Source organism: Labrys sp. E2SS-1L (assembly GCF_057073705.1).
In genome coordinates, this window is the sequence record NZ_CP172712.1 from 3,792,939 (window position 1) to 3,812,008 (window position 19,070).

Consider the following 19,070-nt stretch of genomic DNA (forward strand, 5'->3'; position numbering starts at 1 on the left):
AGAGCCGATGAATGCGCTCTGATTGGAGATCGTTGGTGCAATTTTGTATCGTCGGGTCGCGATGCCACGCATTTCCGGTTCATCCCTCGAACTTGACGGCTTCGATGTCGCCATCCTGGCTATCCTGCAACGCGACAATCACACGCCGCAGCGCAAGATCGCCGAGGCCATCCATCTGTCGGCGCCGGCCGTACAACGCCGCATCCGGCGCTTGGAGGAGAGTGGCGTCATAACCGCCAATGTTGCCACGCTCGATCCGGCAAAGATTGGCCAGCCGTTGACCATCGTGGTCAATGTCGATCTCGAGCGCGAGCGAAGCGTCTTGATCGACGAGGCCAAGAAGGCATTCCTCGCCGAAGCCAGCGTGCAGCAATGCTACTATGTCGCCGGAGAAACGGACTTCGTGCTGATCTTGAACGTGCCATCGATGGCTGATTATGAAGCACTGACGCGCCGGCTGTTCTTCGCCAACAGCAACGTCAAGCGCTTCCGGACTTTCGTGGTGATGGATCGGGTCAAAACCGGCACCACCTTGTCCCTGGACAAGGTTCCGGGCGTCTCGACACCGCAATGACGCCTCAAGACATTAGATTCGATTAAAACTTCAATATATTGAAATATAACAATAAATATGTAATTTAATATCAAATTCGCATTGCCTTCATGACCAAGATTTCATATTGGCGGCCTTGAAGCCGCCGGGTTCTTGGCACCACATCCGGCCGTGCTGATCGATCCGGTCGAATCCCAAGATGGAGACGTCCGAAAGTTCGTGGCGAGCTCGGGCTGGGCGATCGTAGAGGAGCAAGAACGGATAATGGATCTGAACAATCTGCTTGGAAAAGTGCTGGGTGCCGGCGGTCAAGTTCTCAACACGCCAGGCAAGAAGCTGGCGGCGGGTGGCGCTGCGGCAGGCATCCTGTTCACCGAAACCGGCCGAGACCTGGCCGGCGCCGCCGTCAAATATGGCGGCATTGCCGCTATCGGCGCGCTCGCGCTGCATGCCTGGCAGCGCAGCCAGGCTGGGCAGGCCGGTGCTCCGGCAACAGGCGACAACGGCGCCGCCGCGGCCAATAGCGCGCCGGGCGGCTTCCTGCCGCCGCAAGTGTCGAGCCCACAACCGCTGCCGCCCGTCATCGAGGCACGCGCAGTGGAGGCGCTGCCCGTGGAAACGCCCGCCGCGGCTGAAAGCCACGCCAAGCTTTTGCTGGGTGCGATGATCAACGCAGCCAAGGCCGACGGCAATGTCGACGCCGAGGAGCAGAGCCTGATCCTCGGACATGCCGACAAGCTCAGTCTCTCCGACGACGAGCGCAACTTCCTTTTCCAGGAGTTGAGCAAGCCCTTCGACATGGAGCCGATCGTGCGTGGCGCGACCACGCCGGAACTGGCGGCCGAGGTCTACGCCGTTTCGCGCATCGCTGTCGGTGCCGCATCGCCGGCCGAGAATTCCTATCTGCATGTACTGGCCGGGCGCCTGAAGCTGCCGCAGGCGGTGACGGGCCAGATCGACAGCGGCCTTGCTGCCACCGTCGCCCGATAGAGCGATCAAGCCTCGGATCGCATCGATCCTCAGTGCGAACGAAGACCGGGCTTTTTGAGAAAAGCCCGGTTTATCGGGCTTTTGGCCAGGCTGGGGAATGGATTTATGTTCCATAATATATCTTATGCGAATTAAAGACCTGGCCCACCGCCCCACTCCTGGCCCGGTTTCAGCCGGTATTTGCTGCCGCCCCTGATCGCTCCCCGCAACCGAAATTGCCGGCTTGTCGCTCAAGGTTTTTCAGCGCCGATGCATCGCTTTCGGGCCATGCCGGTCGTGCCGCCCAGTTCATATCAGCGCCGACCATCGACGACCGTTCACAGGCATGCCAATTTTAGCCGCTAGGACCGCCGTTTCCCTGGAGGTCGTCCAATGCGCTGCATGCTCCTTGTCTGCCTGCTCCTGCTTGCGCCGCCGGCCCGAGCCGCTACGGACTTTACGGATGGCATCTGGCTGACGACGGGATACGGCCATGCCTATGCCATTGGCGGCGGGCATTTGCAGCGTTTCGAAATCACGGCGATCAGTTGCCAGAAATCGGTTTCTGCCGAACGGGTCGCGTCTTCGGAAAACGCCGCACGCTTTGCCGGCTCCAGCATCAACAACGATACCGGGGTCACCGATGCCTTCGCGTTCCGGCCAGGACGGCAGCCGAACCAGCTCGTGCTGACTGTCGACGGGGTCGCCACACAAACCCAACTCACGCGCACCGATGCATTGCCCGCGGCCTGTTCGCAGGCCGCCACCGCAGATCCCATCGTCAATTTCGATATTTTCGCGCGGACTTTCGCCGAACAATATCCATTCTTCAAGCAGCATCACGTGGATTGGGACGCCACGACAGCCGCACATCGGGAGGCTATCGGACCAACGACGGACGATCAGACGCTCTTCAGGCATTTTCGCGAGATGCTGGCGCCCCTCGAAGATGCCCATGTCTGGGTCGAGGCACCAGCCCTCGGCCTGGAGTTCAGCGGCTGGCGCCCACCCGCAGCCAGGAGCGAGGCAATCCATCAGCGCGCGCTCACCATCGTTGAAAAGCGGTTCCTGACGACGCCCCTCGCCTGGTACTGCAACCGGCAGCTTGCATTCGGCATGTTGCCCGACGGTGTCGGCTATTTGCTGATCGTCAGTTTCGAGAACTATGACAAGAATGCCGAAACCGCCGCCCAGACGGCTGCGCTCGATGCAGCGCTGGACGATATTTTCGGCAAGGCATCCGGATTGCGTGGGCTCGTTGTCGACATACGCCTCAATGGCGGCGGCACCGAAATGCTGGGCTTGCAGATCGCGGGGCGCCTGACCGCGACATCCTATCCCGCTTCCAGCAAGATTTTCCGCATCGACCCGGCGGATCCGACGAAATTCAGCGAGCCGCAGCCGATCATGGTGGCTCCTTCTCCGCGCCCGGGCTTCTACGGACCGATGGCGCTGTTGATGGGGCACGAAAGCGTCAGCGCGGCCGAGGCTTTCGCCATGTCGCTCCAGGGGCGCACGTATAAACCCGTTTTCATCGGAGAGAACACACAAGGCGTCTTCTCCGATGTGCTGATCCGTCATTTGCCGAATGGCTGGCGCTTCGGTGTTCCCAATGAAATCTACTTGAACAAGAATGGACAAGCCTATGATATAAAAGGTGTTCCACCCGATGTTCCGATAACTTTGTTCACCGCGGCCGATCTCGAAGCCGAGCGTGATCCAGCGCTTCAAGCTGCGATGCACGCCGTTGACGAAGCGGGTCGATCGGGGCGCTTCCCGGGCCTTCCAAATCGATAAGCTTCTGCATTAGATATATAATGGTACATTATTGAAAATAATGATTTTTAGCTCGAAATTTGCTTGATTTCGACAATCATTTCATCCGTGCTGCGCGTATGGCAATAGTGCCCCTTCATGCTCTCGATCGAAGCCAGATGGTTCTCCGGCGTCTCGGCCGCGCAGCAATCCTCGACCTGGGTCACCAGGAAACCGCGGTCGGCGGCGTCACGTATGGCGGATTCGACGCATTGATCGGTCACCACGCCATAGACGATCAGGAACTCCACACCGAGATTGCGCAGCACATATTCGATATTGGTGGCGTTGAAGATGCCGGATGCCGTCTTGGGTATGATGATCTCATCCCCCCTGGGACCGACGGTCTCGATCACTTTCGCCTCCCAGCAGCCCTTCGGAAAATTCAGGCCCGAGATCTTGTGGTCGAGGCTGCGGTCGCGCCCATCCTGGGTCAGGCTTTCCAGCACGGTGAAGATCACCTCGATGCCGGCGGCCCTCGCCGCTTCCTGCAGGCGGACCTGGTTGGGGATCACCACGCTGTCGATGCGTTCATAGAAGGCCCGCTTTGCCGCTTCCGGCGTACCCGGCGTACGAGCACGCGCCAGGATCTGCGCATTGAATTCGCCATTCTGCATGTCGACATTGAGCAGCGCCGTTCGAGCCGGGACGATCCCGCGCTCTCGGTAGGCTCCGCCCGGCGCATCGATGGCTGGAAGGCCTGCCATGCTGTCCTCGTGGGATGGGGAACTTGTTGTAATTCAAATTACGGTTTTTCCCGTAATTGACCTATCCTGTACCGAGACATCGTGAAAGACAATGGCACCCGTGCGGACGTCAGAACATCCGCGCGGACATCGAGAAAAGGTATCGCCATGGAGCCCCCGAGAGTCGCCCTGCCCCAGACCGGCACGACGCTAGCCGATCGCGTCGCGGCGACCATGCCGTCCCTGAGCGATGCGGAAAAGCGTGCAGCGCGCGCCCTCCTCGCCCGCTACCCAACCACCGGCATGGAGACGGTGGCGCTGTTCGCCGAGAGAGCCAAGGTCAGCGCCCCCACCATTCTGCGCTTCGTGGCCAAGCTCGGCTTTCCGGGCTATGCCGATTTCCGGCGGGCATTGCGCGAGGAAATGGAGGCTCAGGCCGAATTCCCCCTGACGCGCCCCCATGCGGATGCCTCGACATCGGCGCTTCTCGAGTTCGGGCGCGCCCTCGCCGAGACGGTGCAAGGTTCGATCGCCATGATCAATGAGGCGGAGCTCGCGCGTCTCGTCGACATTCTCGTCGATGAAAGACGCCAGGTCTTTCTGCTTGGCGGCGACTTCACCGAGCCGGCTGCACGCCATCTGGAATTCCACCTGCGCAAGCTTCGCGGCAGGGTCAGGCTGTTCTCCGCAGGATTGATGCGACGCGCCGATGAACTCGCCGAGCTTCGGCGCAAGGACGTCGTGATCCTGTTCGACATCCGCCGCTATCAGGCCGACACGGTGCGTACGGCCGAGGTCGCCAAGAGCCGCGAGGCCGTGGTCGCTCTCTTTACCGACCAGTGGATGTCGGATGCCGCCCAGGTTGCCGATATCGTGCTGAGGGCCCGCGTCGACGTCCCCTCGCCCTGGGACAGCCTGATCGGTGTCATCGCCCTGGTGGAAGCGGTCGCACTCGCGATCGACGCCCGGCAATGGCCGATTGCCAGGGCCCGGTTCGAAACCATCGAAGGTGTTCGGCAGAAATTGCTTCCGTGATGTTTTATTTGTTTTGCCAAAAATTACGGCATAGCCGCTCTTAACATCATCTTGTAAGAAATAATTCTCGCGTGCTAGCGTTCGTCCCAATAAAAACAGGGGAACGGCACGCCAATGGCAACAAGGCCTGAAAGCGTCATCACGGTCTGCTGCAGCGACATTGCCGGCCAGGTCCGCGGCAAGGGATTTCCAGCGGCCGACCTGGAGAACCGTCGCCGCTTCGGTGTCGGCTGGACCCCGACCAACATCATGATCAATTGCTTCGGCCGCATCCCCGCCACGCCGTTCGGCGCGGAGGGCGACCTCATGCTGGTGCCCCAACCCGGCGGTGATATCCGCCTGCCCTATGACGACGGCACGCCCGCCGAGCACATCATCCTCGGCGACATCATGACCATGGCAGGCACGCCTTGGGATTGCTGCCTGCGCGACCTGCTCAAGCGGGCCCTCGCCGCTCTCGAGGCTGAAGCGGGCTTGCGGCTCATCGCCAGCTTCGAGCATGAATTCTGGTACGCGGGCGGTGAAGAACGCCCGGGGGACTCCTATGCCGCCAGCAGCCTCCGAGGCATGGAGGGCTTCATCGGCTCCTTCCTGGCGGCCTTGCGTGCCAACGACATCGCCCCCGACACCTTCCTGCCCGAATACGGCCCGCGACAGTATGAAATAACCATCGATCCCGCGGAAGGCCTGAAAGCAGCCGATCAGGCAGTGAAACTCCGCGAGATCTGCCGCTCGCTGGCCCGCCGCCATGGCAGTCACGCCAGTTTCTCGCCTGTGGTGACCCCGGGCATCGTCGGCAATGGCGTGCACATCCATTTCAGCCTGATCGATCTTGCCGGCAAGCCTGTCTGTTATGAGCCTGGACGACCAGGAGGCATGAGCGAGATCTGCGCTTCCTTCTGCGCCGGCATCCTCAGGCATGCCCGAGCGCTGTGTGCCGTCACCGCACCGAGCGTGATCTCCTATGAGCGGCTGAAACCACATTCCTGGTCGGCCTATTATGCCAATCTCGCCGATCGGGACCGCGAGGCGCTTTTGCGCATCTGCCCCTATCCCGAGATCGAAGGCGTCGACGTCGCCAAGCGATACAACATCGAATATCGCGGCGCCGATGCCACTGCGAGCCCCTATCTGCAATTGGCCATGCTGGTCTTTGCCGGTCTTTCGGGCATACGCGAAGCCCTGCCCGAGCCCTTCATCTCCAGCGGCGATCCCGGGCGCTGGAATGCAACGGAGCGGGCCGAACGCGGCATTGGCGACCTGCCTCACAGCCTCGGCGAAGCGCTAGACGCTCTGGAAGCCGACATTGCGGCTACCACTTGGCTCGGCCCAGTCCTGACCAAAGCCTATCTCATGCATAAGCGCGGCGAGATCGAGATGGCCGGGGACACGGGCCTGGAAGACCTCTGCGCCCTCTATGCGAGGGCCTATTGATGGGCTCATTCCCACGCCCCGTTCCGACCGGCCTGCTCGGTGCCGACGATCCGCCGCCGGTAGGCTTGCACAATGACGAGGCTTCCTCTCCCTTCCTGATCATCTGCGACCATGCCGGCAATGCGGTGCCCGCCGTGCTCGCCGGGCTGGGCCTGCCGCAATCGGAACTCGACCGCCACATCGGCATCGACATCGGCATCCTGGGCGTCAGCATGGCCCTGTCCGATCGCCTGCAGGCGCCCCTTATATTCCAACGCTATTCGCGTCTGGTGGCCGAATGCAATCGACGGCTCGACTCGCCCAGCTTCATGACACCCATTTCCGACGGGACACCGGTACCGGCCAACCAGGATCCGACGGCTGATGACCGCCAGGCGCGCATCCGCGAAATCGTCGAACCGTATCACACCGCGATATCCACCTACATCGACCACAAGCTGGCCGCCGGCCAGCCCCTGATCCTGGTGTCGATGCACAGCTTCACGCCCTCGCTTCTGGCCGCTCCGGCACCGCGCCCGTGGCATGTCGGCCTTTGCTATCATGACAATCGCCAATTCTCGGACCTGGTCCTCACAGAATTGGCGCATCAGCGCGATCTCGTGATCGGGCGCAACGAGCCCTATGGGGTCAACATGGCCGAAGATTATTCCGTGCCCGTCCATGGCGAGGAACGGCGGCTGCCCTATGTCGAGTTCGAGATCCGCCAGGATCTGATTGCCGATGCCTCCGGCCAGGTAACCTGGGCGGAGCGCCTCGCTCCCGTCCTGAAGGCCGCCTGTGCGCATTTCGGCGTGGAGGCCGGCCGATGATCCCCGATCGCAAGGCGCCCCTCGATCCCGTCAGGACCGCTATCGTGGTGATCGACACCCAGGACGGCATCTTCAATGCACAGGCGGAGGCAACACGGCCCTATTTCTACCGCTCGGCCCGCGATGTCGCGATTCCGAACATCGTGCGCCTGCTGGCTGCCGGCCGGGCAGCGGGTGCCGAGATCGTCTATACCGTCATCGCCAGCCTGACCCGGGACGGGCGCGACCGCAGCCTCGACTACAAGCAGACGGGCTTTCATTTCGCCCCCGGCAGCCCGGAAACCCACGTCATCGCCGAGCTCGCGCCCGGCCCGGACGACATGGTGCTGCTGAAAACCTCATCCAGTCTCTTCAACTCCACCAATTTCGAATATCTCGTCCGCAATATCGGGCTCGACACCATCGTGGTGACGGGCTTCCTGACCGATCAATGCATCGACCACACGGTGCGCGACGGCGCCGATCGCGGCTTTCGCATGGTCTGCCCTGTCGACGCCTGCACGACCGATACGCCCGAGCGCCACGCGCATGCCCTCAGCGCCTTCAAAGGCTATTGCCGGCAGGCCAGTACCGACGAGTTGCTGAGAGAACTGGCGGCCCCGCGGAGGCGCAGTGATGGCTGAAGCGACCTCCCCGCAAACCGCCCCTTTGCTGCGCACGGCCGATCTCACCAAGGCCTTTCGCGGCCTGGTCGCCCTGCGCAATCAGGCCATCAGCGTACAGGCCGGCGAGATCGTCGGCATCATCGGCCCGAACGGATCGGGCAAAAGCACCTTCTTCAATCTGGTGACCGGCTTCTCGCGGCCCAATGCCGGTACGATCGAATTCCAGGGCCAGTCGATCGCCGGCCTGTCGACGGCAGCCATCGTCGAGCGGGGCATCGCCCGCACCTTCCAGGGCTCGCGTCTGTTCGGTTCGCTGAGCGTGCGCGATAATGTTCTGGCTGCGGCCCAGCTTCGTCATCCCATCGGCCCTTTTGCCGCAATCTTGCGAGGAGCACGCTATCGGGAGCGCCTGGCAGCTGCCCAACACTCGGCCGATGAACTGCTCGACTTGATGGCACTCAAGCCGAAGGCTCGGCTGCCGGCATCCGCCCTACCCTATGGCGACCAGCGACGCCTCGAAATCGCCCGCGCTCTGGCGACGCAGCCACGGCTCCTGCTGCTCGACGAACCCGCCGCCGGGCTCGATTCCAACGAGACCCGGGTGCTCGCAGGGCTGATCCGGGCCATCCGGGACCGCTATGGCATCGCCGTCGTCGTGGTCGAGCACGACATGGACCTGATCATGACTCTGTGCGAGCGCATCCAGGTCCTGGCCACCGGCGAGGTCATCTGCACCGGAACGCCCGCGGAAGTGCGCAGCAACAGCAGGGTCCGGGAGGCCTATCTCGGCCATGCCTGATGCCCGTTCCTCCTCTCCTTTGCTCCGGATCGACGGGCTCGAAGTCAATTTCGGCGCGGTCCGTGCGCTCAAGGGTGTCTCCCTCGATGTCGGCCAGGGCGAAGTCGTTGCCCTGGTCGGCGCCAACGGCGCCGGCAAGAGCACGACCTTGCGCACGATCTCCGGCCTGAATCGTCCGAAAGCCGGAACCATCACCTTCGCGGGCCAGGCAATCGCAACCCTTCCGCCCGCCGAGATCGTGCGGATCGGCATCTCCCATAGTCCGGAGGGCCGTCGCCTGTTCGGCGGCCTGACGGTAGCCGATAATCTGCGTCTCGGCGCCTGCACGCGGCGGGATCGCGACGGCATCGGCCGCGACCAGGAACGCATGTTCGCCCTGTTCCCGATCCTCAAGCAGCGCCTGGCGCAATTGGCCGGCACGCTCTCGGGCGGCGAGCAGCAGCAGCTTGCCCTCGCCCGCGCCATGATGGCGGCCCCTCGCCTCCTGCTGCTCGACGAACCCTCGCTCGGCGTGGCTCCCCTGCTGGTCCGCCACATCTTCGAGGCCCTGGCCGAACTCAAGCGCCAGGGCATGACCATGCTGCTGGTCGAGCAGAACATCGCAATCGCCCTCGAACTGGCCGACAGGGCCTATGTGCTGCGCACCGGCCGCGTGGTGCTCTCCGGCAGCTCCGCCGAACTGACGGCCAATGACCGCGTGGCGCAGGCCTATCTGGGGGCCGATGAATGAACGGCTTCGAATATGTCCTCCAGCAGATCATCAACGCCGTCAGCCTGGGCAGCCTCTATGCCCTGGTCGCGGTCGGCCTCTCCATCGTCTTCGGCGTGCTCAAGCTGACCAATTTCGCCCATGGCGATGTGATGATGGTGGGCGCCTTCACCACCGTGATCCTCGGCGTGGCCGGCATGCCTTTTGCCCTCGCCATGCTCTGTGGCATCCTCGCGGCGGCCCTGGCCGGCTTCGTGATCGAGCGCATCGCCTACCGGCCGATCCGCAACGCACCGGACGTGACCCGGCTGCTGACCAGCCTCGCCGTTACCTACATCCTGGAAAATCTCGGCATCCTGGCCTTCACCTCCTCGCCGCGCAATTTTCCCCTGCCCGATTTGCTCAACGGTTCGTGGCAACTGGCGGATGGGGCGATCACCTTCACCAACATCAACATCCTGACCATCGCCCTCTCCTTCCTGTCACTGCTGGGCCTCGGCTGGTTCATCACCCGCACCACCATCGGGCTCGGCATGCGGGCGGCAGCCGAAGACATGTCCGCTGCCCATCTCGTCGGCCTCGACGTCAACCGCGTCATCGTCATCGCCTTCGTGGTGGCCTCCGCCTATGCCGGCCTCGCCGGCGTGCTCTGGGCCGCCCAGGCCGGCGTGGTCCAGCCGCAAATGGGCTTCACCCCGCTGCTCAAAGCCTTCGTCGCCGCGATCATCGGCGGATTCGGCTCGATCTCGGGCGCCCTCGTCGGCGGCTACATGCTCGGCGCCCTCGAGATCTTCATCGTCGCCTTCCTGCCCGATGCGGTGACGCCCTATCGCGATGCCATCGTCTTCAGCCTGCTGATCGCCTTCCTGCTGTTCCGTCCCGGTGGCCTGCTGCAGCCCAATCGAGAGATCAAGCTATGAGAGCCGGCCTGCCCATCCCACTGCTCGCAGCCGTCGGCCTCGTGGTTGCCGGCGTGATTGCCATCGGCGCGCCCCTTGTCCTGAGCGACTATCTCACGCGCATCCTCATCCTGATTGCCCTCAACTCGATCCTGGTGCTCTCCCTCTCGCTCAGCAACGGCTTCACCGGCGTGTTTTCGCTGGGCCATGTCGGCTTCGTCGGCGCCGGTGCCTATGCCTCGGGCATCCTGTCGCTGACGGTGCAGCAGAAGGCTGCCCTGCTGCCGCATCTGCCTGGCCTTTTGTCGAGCTTCAGCCTGCCCTTCCTGCCGGCCACCCTGGCCGCCGGCCTGTTCACGGCTCTGCTCGCGGTCGTCGTCGGCTATCCCCTGATGCGGCTATCCGGCTATTTCGTCTCGGTGGCGACGATGGGCTTTCTCATCATCGTCAATGTCGTGCTGATCAATGCGGTCGACTTCACCCGCGGCTCGCGCACCTTCACCGGCGTGCCGCTGCAGACCAACCTGCCCTGGGTGATGGCCTGGCTGGTGGTAACGCTGCTCCTATTGGCACGCCTGGTCTATTCGCCCTTCGGCCGCTCGATGATGGCTGTCAGGGACGACACCATCGCCGCCGGCGCCGTCGGCATCGACGTGCTGCGCACGCGGCTGATCGCCTTCGTGATCGGGGCCTTCTTCGCGGGTGTCGGCGGCTCGCTCTATGCCCATTATCTCGGCTCCTTCTCGCCGATCACCTTCTATTTCGCCATGACGCTGAACCTGATCGCCATGCTCGTCCTGGGCGGCATGGGCTCGCTTTCCGGCGCCATGATCGGCGTCGTCTGCGTCTCCCTCCTTTCGGAAGGGCTGCGCTCGGCCGAACGCGGCTTCAGCCTGCTCGGCCTGACAGTGCCACCTGTGTTCGGTGCCAGCCAGATCGTGCTCGGCATCGTCTTCATCCTGATCATGATCTTCCGGCCGAAGGGGATCATGGGCGACCGCGAACTGACATTCGGGGCGACCAGAACATCGGCAAGCAAGCCATCAATTGAGAGGTGACCAGATGTTGACGTTGAACAGACGCAGAACCCTCGCCCTCGGCCTGTCGGCCGCCGCCTTGTTAGCTGGTGCCGGGCCGGCCCTCGCCGCCGATCCGATCAAGATCGGCTATTCGGCCAATCTCACCGGCGTACAGGCTTCGCTCGACGGCCCCATGCTGAACGGCGCCAAACTGGCGGCGCAGGAGATCAACGCCGCCGGTGGTGTGCTCGGAAAGCCGATCGAACTGGTGACCTATGATTCCAAATCGGACGCCACCGTGATCTCGACCGTCGCCAGCCAGATGATCGACAGCGACAAGGTCGTCGGCATCGTCGGCTTTGCGGATTCGGATTCGGTGCTCGCTATCGGCCCCCAGGTCCAGAAGGCGGAAATCCCCTTCGTCACTCCTGGCGCCACGTCGCCCAAGCTGCCGGCCCAGCTCGGCAACGAGGTGTTCCTTGCCGCCTTCGGCGACAATGTCCAGGCGGCCGTGGGCGCGGAATTCGCGCTCAAGACGCTGAACGCCAAGACCTGCTACCTGCTGACGGATATCGGCACCGAATACACCACCCTGCTCTCCGATTATTTCGTCAAGGCCTATGAGCATGGCGGCGGCAAGATCGTCGGCAAGGACAGCTACAAGATCGGCGACAAGACCTTCACCGCACAGATCGCCAAGATCAAGGCCCTGCCCGAAAAGCCAGCCTTCATCTATGCGGCCGCCAATGCCGAGGAGATCGGGCTGATCCTCAAGCAGTTGCGTCAAGCCGGCATCACCCTGCCTGTGGTGGGTGGCGACGGCTACGATACGCCTTTGCTGCTGCAGGTCGGTGGCGAGGCCGCCAACGACACCTATTTCACCACCCACGCCTTCATCGGTGACGGTGCCAGCGCCAAGGTGAAGGCCTTCATGGACGCCTATCAGAAGGCCTATAACACCGTGCCTGAAAATGCCTTTGCCGCACTCGGCTATGACGCGGTGAAACTGATGGCCGACGCCATCAAGCGGGCTGGTGCGCCTGAGCCCGCCAAGATCCGTGACGCGCTCGCGGCGACCTCCGGTCTCGACGGCGTGACGGGTACGATCACCTACCGCCCGAATGTCTCGGTGCCGGACAAGTCCGTCTCGGTGATCGGCGTCAAGGGCGGCAAGCTCACGCTCGCCGGCGAGGCTGCACCCTCCTTCGTGGCGGAGCCATGACATGGCCACGCCGCTGTCCTTGTGGGAGGTCTATCGCGCCGCATTCGCCGGCGCGATCTTCACCGACCTGAGCCACGCCTTCCACCCCGGGCAGCCTCGCTTCTCGGCCTTCCCGGACGAGGAGCGCCAGCTCGTGTTCGACTATCCCAAGGGCGATGCCTTCCAGGTGCATCGCTACGCCTTCGTCGGGCAATGGGGCACGCATGTCGATCCACCCGTGCATTTCATCGAGGGCGGACGCGCCGTGGACGATTTGCCGGTCAGCGACATGCTGCTGCCTCTGGTGGTGCTGGACATCCGGGAGAAAGTCGCCGACAGCCCCGACGCCAACCCCGAACTGAGCGACATCGTAGCCTGGGAAGAACGCAACGGGCGCATTCCCTCGGGCTGCTTCGTTGCTCTGCGCACCGGCTGGTCAAGCCGCTGGCCGGATAATGAGCGTTTCTACAACCGCTCGGCGGACGGCGTTTCCCATTGTCCCGGCTGGTCACGGGCCGTGCTCGAAGAACTGTTCGAGAAGCGGGGCATCGTCGCAATCGGCCACGAGCAGATCGACACCGATCCCGGCATGGCGACCTCGAAGGGCGATTTCAGCCTCGAACACTACGTCCTCTCGCGCGATCGCTGGCAGGTCGAGCTGCTCGCCAACCTCGACGGTCTGCCGGAAGCCGGTGCCTTGATCATGGCAAGCTGGCCGAAGGCGAAGGGAGGCTCCGGCTTTCCGGCTCGCGCCGTCGCCATCCATCGTTGATTTCGAACTTTTTTCGACATCGCCTCGGTATTGTCGTGACCATGCCGAAACTCATTTCTCAATGCATGTCGAACCAGTATTCGCATGCGAGAATCGTCTGCATGGGGTCGCTTCACCACAAAGACAGGCGTTCTTTAGCCTTTTTGACTACGCTGGCAATCTCTTCGACAGGGGCTGCACTTGCTACCCCCGTCACACTCGAATCTATGTGACCGCACAACCGTTCCATGCTAGCCTCCCTTTAGGTAATTTTGCCTGACACGCCTGGAGTGAACATGGGACTGTTCAATTTCATCAAGGACGCCGGCCATAAGATGTTCGGTTCGAGCAAGGCCGAGGCGGCGCCAGCAGCGCCGGCGGCAGCGGCTCCCACCGACATTGCCGCGCTGGTGAAAAAGCAGATCGAGGATGCTGGCCTCAAGGCCGAAGGCTTGAATGTGTCGGTGGACGGCGACAAGGTCGTCCTGGGTGGCATGGCTCCTTCCCAGGAAATCGCCGAGAAGATCATCCTCACGGCCGGCAACAACAATGGTGTGGCGCAGGTCGACAGCCAGCTCGGCGTCAACACCCCCGGAACCCCCTCGACCATGTATACGGTGGTGAAGGGCGACACGCTCTGGGCCATCGCCGAGAAGCATTACGGCAAGGGCAAGGGCAATCTCTACAAGGAGATCGTCAAGGCCAACACCCCGCCGGTCAAGGACCCCGACCACATCCTCCCCGGCTGGGTGCTGCGCATTCCGCCGGTTGGGCAGGCCTGAGACCGTCCGACTTTACGGTTGAAAATTCGAACCCGGCGAGCTCCCTCGCCGGGTTTTTCTTTGGCGTCGCCCTATAAAAGCTGCGGGCCAATAGAACCCCACAACGGAATACCTTCGATGCTAATCATGCAGGTCGCCAATGGCGTCCGTGAAAAGAATTCGGCGCAACAAATTGGTAGTTGATTGATTGCAAAAGAAGGCATAAATAATAGATTCAGATACAATTTCTATAGATACTTTATTTTTCTAGGCAGAAAATATTTTAATTTAAACCCCAGATGCAATCCCATCTCCCCTGCCAATTATGGCCTAATACGGAGTCGGAAGAGGATGAGCGTTCCAGGGAATATTACCGTACCTGCATTTCTATTGTACCCAAATGGCGACGTGAACGATCCATACCCCGTCAAGATTAAAGTGGAGTATGTAGAGGAAGATCCATTTGATCCGGGACCAAAGGTTATAATAGACGGCGCATCAATCGGAAGTCTTGGCGGCGGAACCACTATCGAAGAATACGACTCTCCGGTTAATGGTGAGAATTTCGAAGGATATAAGCTTGTTGGCAGCGTTTACAACTCCAAAGGAAGCGAAAAAACTGTTACAATCTTTATTGACAAATTTGGTAACGTCGTTTCGGCGTCGGGCGAGAACATTTATTGGACCGGCACGCAGCTCGAGACAGTCCCGCTTACAACTGACGCCCCACTACCCACGGCAATATTCGGCAATGCCCCCTGCTTCGTAGCCGGGACGATGATTCATACGACCCGGGGCAATATTGCGGTTGAGCATTTGAGAATTGGCGACGTCGTCATCACTGCGAATGGCAGTCGTCGCAACATTGTATGGCTGGGGTGTAATGAGGTGGAACCAACCCGCCATTCCCAACCGGAGGCGACCTATCCCTTTAGAATCCGCGCACATGCTTTCGGCGATCATCGTCCCTCTCGCGATCTGTGGCTATCGCCGGATCACGCGGTGGCGGTACCCTGCCTGTCAAATGTGCTCATTCCGATCAAGCATCTCGACAACGGAGCGACCATTTCGCAAGTACCGGTCGACAGGGTGGTCTATTGGCATGTCGAATTGGAGCAGCATGACGTGCTTCTGGCCGAGAATCTTCCGACAGAGAGCTTCCTCGACACCAGGGGCAAGAGTTTCTTCAGGGTAGATGAACTCGAAGAGGGAAAGGTGAGTTTTCCCGCACGCAGTGGGCAGCCCCAGGCTCAGTTACCGCGTCGCAGAACCTGGAATTCGGATGCTTGCCTACCACTGGTGACCGAAGGCCCGATCGTGGCGGCTATACGCGTTCAGTTGCTGGATCAGGCCAAGCAACTCGGTTGGACACTATCCGACCTGGCAGCTTTGCGCTTTGAGGCTGAAGGGGGAGAAGAGGATCTGAGCGTCTACGCCTTGTCCGACACATTCTATCGCTTGATTTTCCCAGCTCATGTCAAAGCGATCGCATTATTTTCCTCCACTTTCGTGCCTCGTCATACGGATGTGGAGACCTATGATGATCGCCGTTTAGGTGTGCCTTTGCGCCGATTGGACGTGCATGATTCGAGCGGATTTCGTAAGATTGCTCTCGACGATGCAGGTCTTTCGGAAGGGTTCCACGCCATCCAGCAATGGCAGGGCGATCGCTGGCGCTGGACGAATGGGCGGGGCACCATCGCTTCCAGCTTGTGGGCAGACGCCGTCGGTTTGGTCACCCTCGAGATCGAACTGGCACGCGATCGAGGCCGAATGCGTGCCTGGCTTGAGCCAACCGATTACAGCCTCCCTCACGACGATGCATACGCCTCAGAAAACGCTGCGTAATTCCTGACTGGCATGGGGTGATGGTGGAGGCTGTCACCAAGCACGGTTCTGCCACGTCCCTTACTTCACCGCCCCCGCCGTCAAGCCCGCCACGATCTGGCGTTGGGCGAACAGAGTCAGCAACAGCACCGGCAGCGTCACCACCAGAGCCGCGGCGGCGAGCGGGCCCCAGCTCACCTGTTCGAAGGACAGCATGTTGTAGACGGCAACCGGCAGGGTGCGCGTCTCGCGGCTGGCCAGCACGATGCCGAAGACGAAATTGTTCCAGGAGAAAATCACGGCCAGGATCAGGGAGACCACGATGCCTGGCTTGGCGATCGGCAGCGCCACTTTGTAGAAGATCTGCCAGCGCGAGGCGCCGTCGATCATCGCCGCCTCTTCCAGTTCCAAAGGCGTCGTCTCGAAATAGCCGATCATGATCCAGATCACGATCGGGATCGTCACCACCAGGTGGATGATGATCTGCGGCCAGAGCGTGCCGAGCAAGCCGAGCGACTGGAACAGAAGGAACATCGGGATCAAGAAGGACAGACCCGGCGTCATGCGCGCGATCATGATCACCATCGCTGCCTTGTCGGCCTTGATGCGGGCGATGCCATAGCCAGCCGGCACGCCGACGATCAGCGCCAGCGCCGTGGCCGCGCCGGTGACGATCACGCTGTTCCAGAAATAGCGCAGGAAATCGTTGGTGGCGAAGATCTCGGTGTAGTTCGACCAGGCGAACTGCTCGGGGATCAGGATCGGCGGATAGGCGCCATTGTCGATCTCGTATTTCAGCGAGAGCGACAGCATCCAGATGAAGAACAGCAGTGCCGGCGACACCACGACGAAGCCGAGAAAGAGCGTGCCGGCGAGACGCAGGAGACGTCGAGGTGTCATCGACCGAAGCTTCATCATCCAAATACTCATCATCACGGCCTCACGTGTTCCATTTCGCGCGCTGGCGCAGATGCAGCAGCACCAGCGACATCACGATGATGATGATGAAGAACACCACGGCGATCGCCGAGCCGTAGCCGATGTCGTAATAGGAGAAGGCCACGTTGTAGAGATAGAGATTGATGGTCTCGGAGGCCGTGCCCGGGCCACCCTGCGTCATGGCATAGATGATGTCGAAGCTCTTGAGCGCATCGATCGAGCGGATGATCACCGCGATCATCATGAACGGCAGGATCATCGGCAGCGTGATATAGCGGAATTTCTGCCAGGCATTGGCCCCGTCGATCTCCGCGCCCTCGAAGGGCTCGCGCGGCATCGAGGCCAGTCCGCCGAGCACGATGAGCATGATCAGCGGCGTCCATTGCCAGGTCTCGACCAGCACCAGGGAGGGGATCACCGTGCCCTGCTCGAAGATCCAGGCCTGGGCCGGAATGCCGACCAGGGACAACAGATAGTTCAGCACGCCGAGCTGGGGGTGGAACATCATGGTCCAGACCAAAGCCACGGCGACAGGCGTCGCCATCATCGGCATCACGAAAATGCCGCGCAGCAATCCGCGCAACGGCATCTTCGAATCGAACACCAGGGCCGCCAGCGTACCCAGGATCAGCGGCGCCACCACCGAGAGCACGGTGTAGGTGAGCGTGTGCCACATCGACTCCCAGAACCGCATATCGCCGGCAAGGCGGATATAGTTCTCCAGCCCCACGAAGCGCGGCGCCGAGCCGACCTGCCAGGCGTTCGCGCTCATGCCGACGGTGAACAGCCAGGGAAAGACGATCACCGCCGCTACGAGTAGGAGTGCCGGCAGGATGAAGGGCCAATAGCCCGGCCTCAGCGGGCCGGACGCACCATTGTTCGTCTGGACGGACACCACGGCCGGGCTTTCGACGCTCATTGCGCCTCGCTGCGGGCGAGCACAGGCTTGAAGGCTTCCGTCGCCTTCTTCATCTCGGTCGCCGGATCGGCGCCACCGAGCAGATTGGTCAGGCCCACACCGATGATGTCGCGGAACTCGGTGACCGGGATGATCACGGGAAGCCCGAGCTGGCTGATCGGAGCCGATTGCGCTACGCAGTCCACCCAGGCACCTGGCATGGTGACGCCTTCGCGTACCTTGGCGTCGTTCAGGATCGAATTGCGGAACGGCACGCCCGCTCCGGCCTGCAACAGCCGTGCCCCCATTTCTTTGGAAATCGCCCACTGGCAATAGAGATAGGCCGCTTCCTTCTTGGCCGAGGCCTCGGTGACGCCGATGCCGTCGCCGAAGGTAGCGGAGGCCTGCGCCGCCGGCCCCTTGGGCATCACGCCATAGCCGACCTTGCCGACCACGCGGGACTTCTGGGGATTTTCGAGCGGCGGGGCGAAACCGACACCGTCGAGCCACATGCCGACCTTGCCCTGCAGGAAGGCGGACTGGCATTCAGCCCAATTGAAACCGGTAACGCCGCGCGGCGCCGACTTGGTCATCAGGCGCTGGTAGAGCGCGGCAGCCTCGATCGCCTCGGCGGAATCGGTCTGCAGCGAACCGTCGGCGCCGACGGGGTTCTTGCCATGGCCGAGCAGGAAGCTGGTCCACACCGGCACATTGGCATTCTTGGCGCCGCGCGCCACGAAGCCCGCAATATTGTTGCCGGCATCCGTGATGGTTTCGGCCGCCTTGACCATCTCCTCGAAGGTCTTGGGATATTCAAGCCCCTTGGCGGCGAACAGGTCCTTGTTCCAATAGACGATCCAATAGTCCACCGAGAAGGGCAGCGCGCCGAAGCGCCCGTTCTTGTCCTTGGCGAAGGCAAGGCCCGCAGCGGCGAAATCGCTTTCGACCAGGGAAGGATCGGTCAGTTCCGGATTCTTGAGGAAGGGGCCGAGATCGGCCAGCCAGCCGGCCTTCTCGAACTGGCGCTTCTGCACGTGATAGCTGACATGGATGACGTCGAAACTCGGCTTGCCAGAAGTCAGCTCGATCACCGCCTTCTGGCGCTGCTGCTGCTCGGGCGTCTGCTCGGCATTGACCTTGATGCCGGTCAGTTCCTCGAATTCCTTCTGATATTTCTGCAGCGTATCGCCACGCGGGCTCTTGATCAGATTCACCTCGAGCGTGGTGCCGGCATATTTCTTCCAGTCTACCGCCGCGAAGGCCGGCCGGATACCGGTGAGACCGGCAGCACCGAGTGCGGCGGAACCGGCCAGGAATTGCCGGCGCGACGGCTTCAACAAATCAAAACTCATAGGTTCCTC

General features: G+C 61.7%; 19 protein-coding genes. 15 read left to right on the forward strand and 4 right to left on the reverse strand.

What is annotated here, in order from left to right; genetic code table 11:
- The first annotated feature begins 61 nt into the window (after window positions 1–61).
- From ACIGJE_RS17580 to ACIGJE_RS17590, 3 genes are all read left to right on the forward strand, one after another.
- Window positions 62–574 (forward strand): Lrp/AsnC family transcriptional regulator, encoded by a 513-nt coding sequence (locus ACIGJE_RS17580; protein ID WP_415081219.1) that lies wholly within the window; start codon window positions 62–64, stop codon window positions 572–574.
- Window positions 575–817: 243 nt separating this feature from the next.
- Window positions 818–1,543: a tellurite resistance TerB family protein gene (locus tag ACIGJE_RS17585; protein WP_415081221.1), complete on the forward strand. Its 726-nt coding sequence runs from the start codon at window positions 818–820 to the stop codon at window positions 1,541–1,543.
- Between the two features lie 372 nt (window positions 1,544–1,915).
- Window positions 1,916–3,319, forward strand: coding sequence for a S41 family peptidase (locus ACIGJE_RS17590; protein ID WP_415081223.1), 1,404 nt, complete (start codon window positions 1,916–1,918; stop codon window positions 3,317–3,319).
- A gap of 47 nt (window positions 3,320–3,366) precedes the next feature.
- On the opposite strand, the gene ACIGJE_RS17595 is transcribed toward ACIGJE_RS17590, so the two are convergent.
- A complete protein-coding gene (locus ACIGJE_RS17595) occupies window positions 3,367–4,044 on the reverse strand; it encodes a cysteine hydrolase family protein (RefSeq protein WP_483678196.1) in 678 nt (225 codons plus the stop codon).
- Between the two features lie 147 nt (window positions 4,045–4,191).
- Here ACIGJE_RS17595 and ACIGJE_RS17600 point away from each other — a divergent pair, with 147 nt between their 5' ends.
- The 12 genes from ACIGJE_RS17600 (at window position 4,192) to ACIGJE_RS17655 (ending at window position 15,893) form a co-directional block, all read left to right on the forward strand.
- Window positions 4,192–5,058: a MurR/RpiR family transcriptional regulator gene (locus tag ACIGJE_RS17600; protein ID WP_311936071.1), complete on the forward strand. Its 867-nt coding sequence runs from the start codon at window positions 4,192–4,194 to the stop codon at window positions 5,056–5,058.
- Window positions 5,059–5,172: 114 nt separating this feature from the next.
- A complete protein-coding gene (locus ACIGJE_RS17605) occupies window positions 5,173–6,492 on the forward strand; it encodes a type I glutamate--ammonia ligase (protein ID WP_415081224.1) in 1,320 nt (439 codons plus the stop codon).
- A complete protein-coding gene (locus ACIGJE_RS17610) occupies window positions 6,492–7,301 on the forward strand; it encodes an N-formylglutamate amidohydrolase (protein WP_483678198.1) in 810 nt (269 codons plus the stop codon). Before ACIGJE_RS17605 ends, ACIGJE_RS17610 begins: the two co-directional genes overlap by 1 nt.
- Entirely contained in the window at window positions 7,298–7,924 is a 627-nt protein-coding gene (locus ACIGJE_RS17615) for a cysteine hydrolase family protein (RefSeq protein ID WP_415081228.1), read from the forward strand. The genes ACIGJE_RS17610 and ACIGJE_RS17615 overlap by 4 nt, the downstream gene beginning before the upstream one ends.
- On the forward strand, window positions 7,917–8,705 hold the full coding sequence (locus ACIGJE_RS17620) for an ABC transporter ATP-binding protein (protein ID WP_415081230.1): 789 nt from the start codon (window positions 7,917–7,919) through the stop codon (window positions 8,703–8,705). The genes ACIGJE_RS17615 and ACIGJE_RS17620 overlap by 8 nt, the downstream gene beginning before the upstream one ends.
- Window positions 8,698–9,435: an ABC transporter ATP-binding protein gene (locus ACIGJE_RS17625; protein ID WP_415081232.1), complete on the forward strand. Its 738-nt coding sequence runs from the start codon at window positions 8,698–8,700 to the stop codon at window positions 9,433–9,435. The genes ACIGJE_RS17620 and ACIGJE_RS17625 overlap by 8 nt, the downstream gene beginning before the upstream one ends.
- Window positions 9,432–10,334 carry a branched-chain amino acid ABC transporter permease gene (locus ACIGJE_RS17630; protein WP_415081234.1) on the forward strand — a complete coding sequence of 301 codons (903 nt, stop codon included), beginning with the start codon at window positions 9,432–9,434 and terminating at the stop codon, window positions 10,332–10,334. The genes ACIGJE_RS17625 and ACIGJE_RS17630 overlap by 4 nt, the downstream gene beginning before the upstream one ends.
- Window positions 10,331–11,371 (forward strand): branched-chain amino acid ABC transporter permease, encoded by a 1,041-nt coding sequence (locus ACIGJE_RS17635; protein ID WP_415081236.1) that lies wholly within the window; start codon window positions 10,331–10,333, stop codon window positions 11,369–11,371. Before ACIGJE_RS17630 ends, ACIGJE_RS17635 begins: the two co-directional genes overlap by 4 nt.
- Before the next feature lie 4 nt (window positions 11,372–11,375).
- On the forward strand, window positions 11,376–12,554 hold the full coding sequence (locus ACIGJE_RS17640) for an ABC transporter substrate-binding protein (RefSeq protein ID WP_415081238.1): 1,179 nt from the start codon (window positions 11,376–11,378) through the stop codon (window positions 12,552–12,554).
- Between the two features lies 1 nt (window position 12,555).
- A complete protein-coding gene (locus ACIGJE_RS17645) occupies window positions 12,556–13,305 on the forward strand; it encodes a cyclase family protein (protein WP_415081240.1) in 750 nt (249 codons plus the stop codon).
- Between the two features lie 275 nt (window positions 13,306–13,580).
- Window positions 13,581–14,066 (forward strand): peptidoglycan-binding protein LysM, encoded by a 486-nt coding sequence (lysM, locus tag ACIGJE_RS17650; RefSeq protein ID WP_311936043.1) that lies wholly within the window; start codon window positions 13,581–13,583, stop codon window positions 14,064–14,066.
- A gap of 330 nt (window positions 14,067–14,396) precedes the next feature.
- Complete coding sequence (locus ACIGJE_RS17655; RefSeq protein ID WP_415081242.1) at window positions 14,397–15,893, forward strand: Hint domain-containing protein; 1,497 nt, start codon at window positions 14,397–14,399, stop codon at window positions 15,891–15,893.
- Window positions 15,894–15,953: 60 nt separating this feature from the next.
- Here the strand turns inward: ACIGJE_RS17655 and ACIGJE_RS17660 are convergent, their stop codons facing one another.
- The 3 genes from ACIGJE_RS17660 to ACIGJE_RS17670 are packed head-to-tail and all read right to left on the reverse strand — an operon-like array spanning window position 15,954 to window position 19,061.
- On the reverse strand, window positions 15,954–16,772 hold the full coding sequence (locus ACIGJE_RS17660; RefSeq protein ID WP_149250883.1) for a carbohydrate ABC transporter permease: 819 nt from the start codon (window positions 16,770–16,772) through the stop codon (window positions 15,954–15,956).
- Between the two features lie 40 nt (window positions 16,773–16,812).
- Window positions 16,813–17,730 carry a carbohydrate ABC transporter permease gene (locus tag ACIGJE_RS17665; protein ID WP_367622770.1) on the reverse strand — a complete coding sequence of 306 codons (918 nt, stop codon included), beginning with the start codon at window positions 17,728–17,730 and terminating at the stop codon, window positions 16,813–16,815.
- The gene (locus ACIGJE_RS17670) at window positions 17,727–19,061 is read right to left on the reverse strand and encodes an ABC transporter substrate-binding protein (protein WP_311936034.1); all 1,335 of its coding nucleotides are present in this window, start codon (window positions 19,059–19,061) and stop codon (window positions 17,727–17,729) included. Before ACIGJE_RS17670 ends, ACIGJE_RS17665 begins: the two co-directional genes overlap by 4 nt.
- Between the last annotated feature and the right edge of the window lie 9 nt (window positions 19,062–19,070).

Excerpts from the sequence above, each read along its gene's own strand:
- ACIGJE_RS17610 (WP_483678198.1), top strand. The coding sequence starts at position 6,492 with ATGGGCTCATTCCCACGCCCCGTTCCGACCGGCCTGCTCGGTGCCGAC.
- ACIGJE_RS17655 (WP_415081242.1), top strand. The coding sequence starts at position 14,397 with ATGAGCGTTCCAGGGAATATTACCGTACCTGCATTTCTATTGTACCCA.
- ACIGJE_RS17605 (WP_415081224.1), top strand. The coding sequence starts at position 5,173 with ATGGCAACAAGGCCTGAAAGCGTCATCACGGTCTGCTGCAGCGACATT.
- ACIGJE_RS17630 (WP_415081234.1), top strand. The coding sequence starts at position 9,432 with ATGAACGGCTTCGAATATGTCCTCCAGCAGATCATCAACGCCGTCAGC.
- ACIGJE_RS17595 (WP_483678196.1), bottom strand. The coding sequence starts at position 4,044 with ATGGCAGGCCTTCCAGCCATCGATGCGCCGGGCGGAGCCTACCGAGAG.
- ACIGJE_RS17635 (WP_415081236.1), top strand. The coding sequence starts at position 10,331 with ATGAGAGCCGGCCTGCCCATCCCACTGCTCGCAGCCGTCGGCCTCGTG.
- ACIGJE_RS17585 (WP_415081221.1), top strand. The coding sequence starts at position 818 with ATGGATCTGAACAATCTGCTTGGAAAAGTGCTGGGTGCCGGCGGTCAA.
- ACIGJE_RS17615 (WP_415081228.1), top strand. The coding sequence starts at position 7,298 with ATGATCCCCGATCGCAAGGCGCCCCTCGATCCCGTCAGGACCGCTATC.
- ACIGJE_RS17645 (WP_415081240.1), top strand. The coding sequence starts at position 12,556 with ATGGCCACGCCGCTGTCCTTGTGGGAGGTCTATCGCGCCGCATTCGCC.
- ACIGJE_RS17580 (WP_415081219.1), top strand. The coding sequence starts at position 62 with ATGCCACGCATTTCCGGTTCATCCCTCGAACTTGACGGCTTCGATGTC.
- ACIGJE_RS17600 (WP_311936071.1), top strand. The coding sequence starts at position 4,192 with ATGGAGCCCCCGAGAGTCGCCCTGCCCCAGACCGGCACGACGCTAGCC.
- ACIGJE_RS17640 (WP_415081238.1), top strand. The coding sequence starts at position 11,376 with ATGTTGACGTTGAACAGACGCAGAACCCTCGCCCTCGGCCTGTCGGCC.
- lysM (WP_311936043.1), top strand. The coding sequence starts at position 13,581 with ATGGGACTGTTCAATTTCATCAAGGACGCCGGCCATAAGATGTTCGGT.
- ACIGJE_RS17670 (WP_311936034.1), bottom strand. The coding sequence starts at position 19,061 with ATGAGTTTTGATTTGTTGAAGCCGTCGCGCCGGCAATTCCTGGCCGGT.
- ACIGJE_RS17620 (WP_415081230.1), top strand. The coding sequence starts at position 7,917 with ATGGCTGAAGCGACCTCCCCGCAAACCGCCCCTTTGCTGCGCACGGCC.
- ACIGJE_RS17665 (WP_367622770.1), bottom strand. The coding sequence starts at position 17,730 with ATGAGCGTCGAAAGCCCGGCCGTGGTGTCCGTCCAGACGAACAATGGT.
- ACIGJE_RS17625 (WP_415081232.1), top strand. The coding sequence starts at position 8,698 with ATGCCTGATGCCCGTTCCTCCTCTCCTTTGCTCCGGATCGACGGGCTC.
- ACIGJE_RS17660 (WP_149250883.1), bottom strand. The coding sequence starts at position 16,772 with ATGACACCTCGACGTCTCCTGCGTCTCGCCGGCACGCTCTTTCTCGGC.
- ACIGJE_RS17590 (WP_415081223.1), top strand. The coding sequence starts at position 1,916 with ATGCGCTGCATGCTCCTTGTCTGCCTGCTCCTGCTTGCGCCGCCGGCC.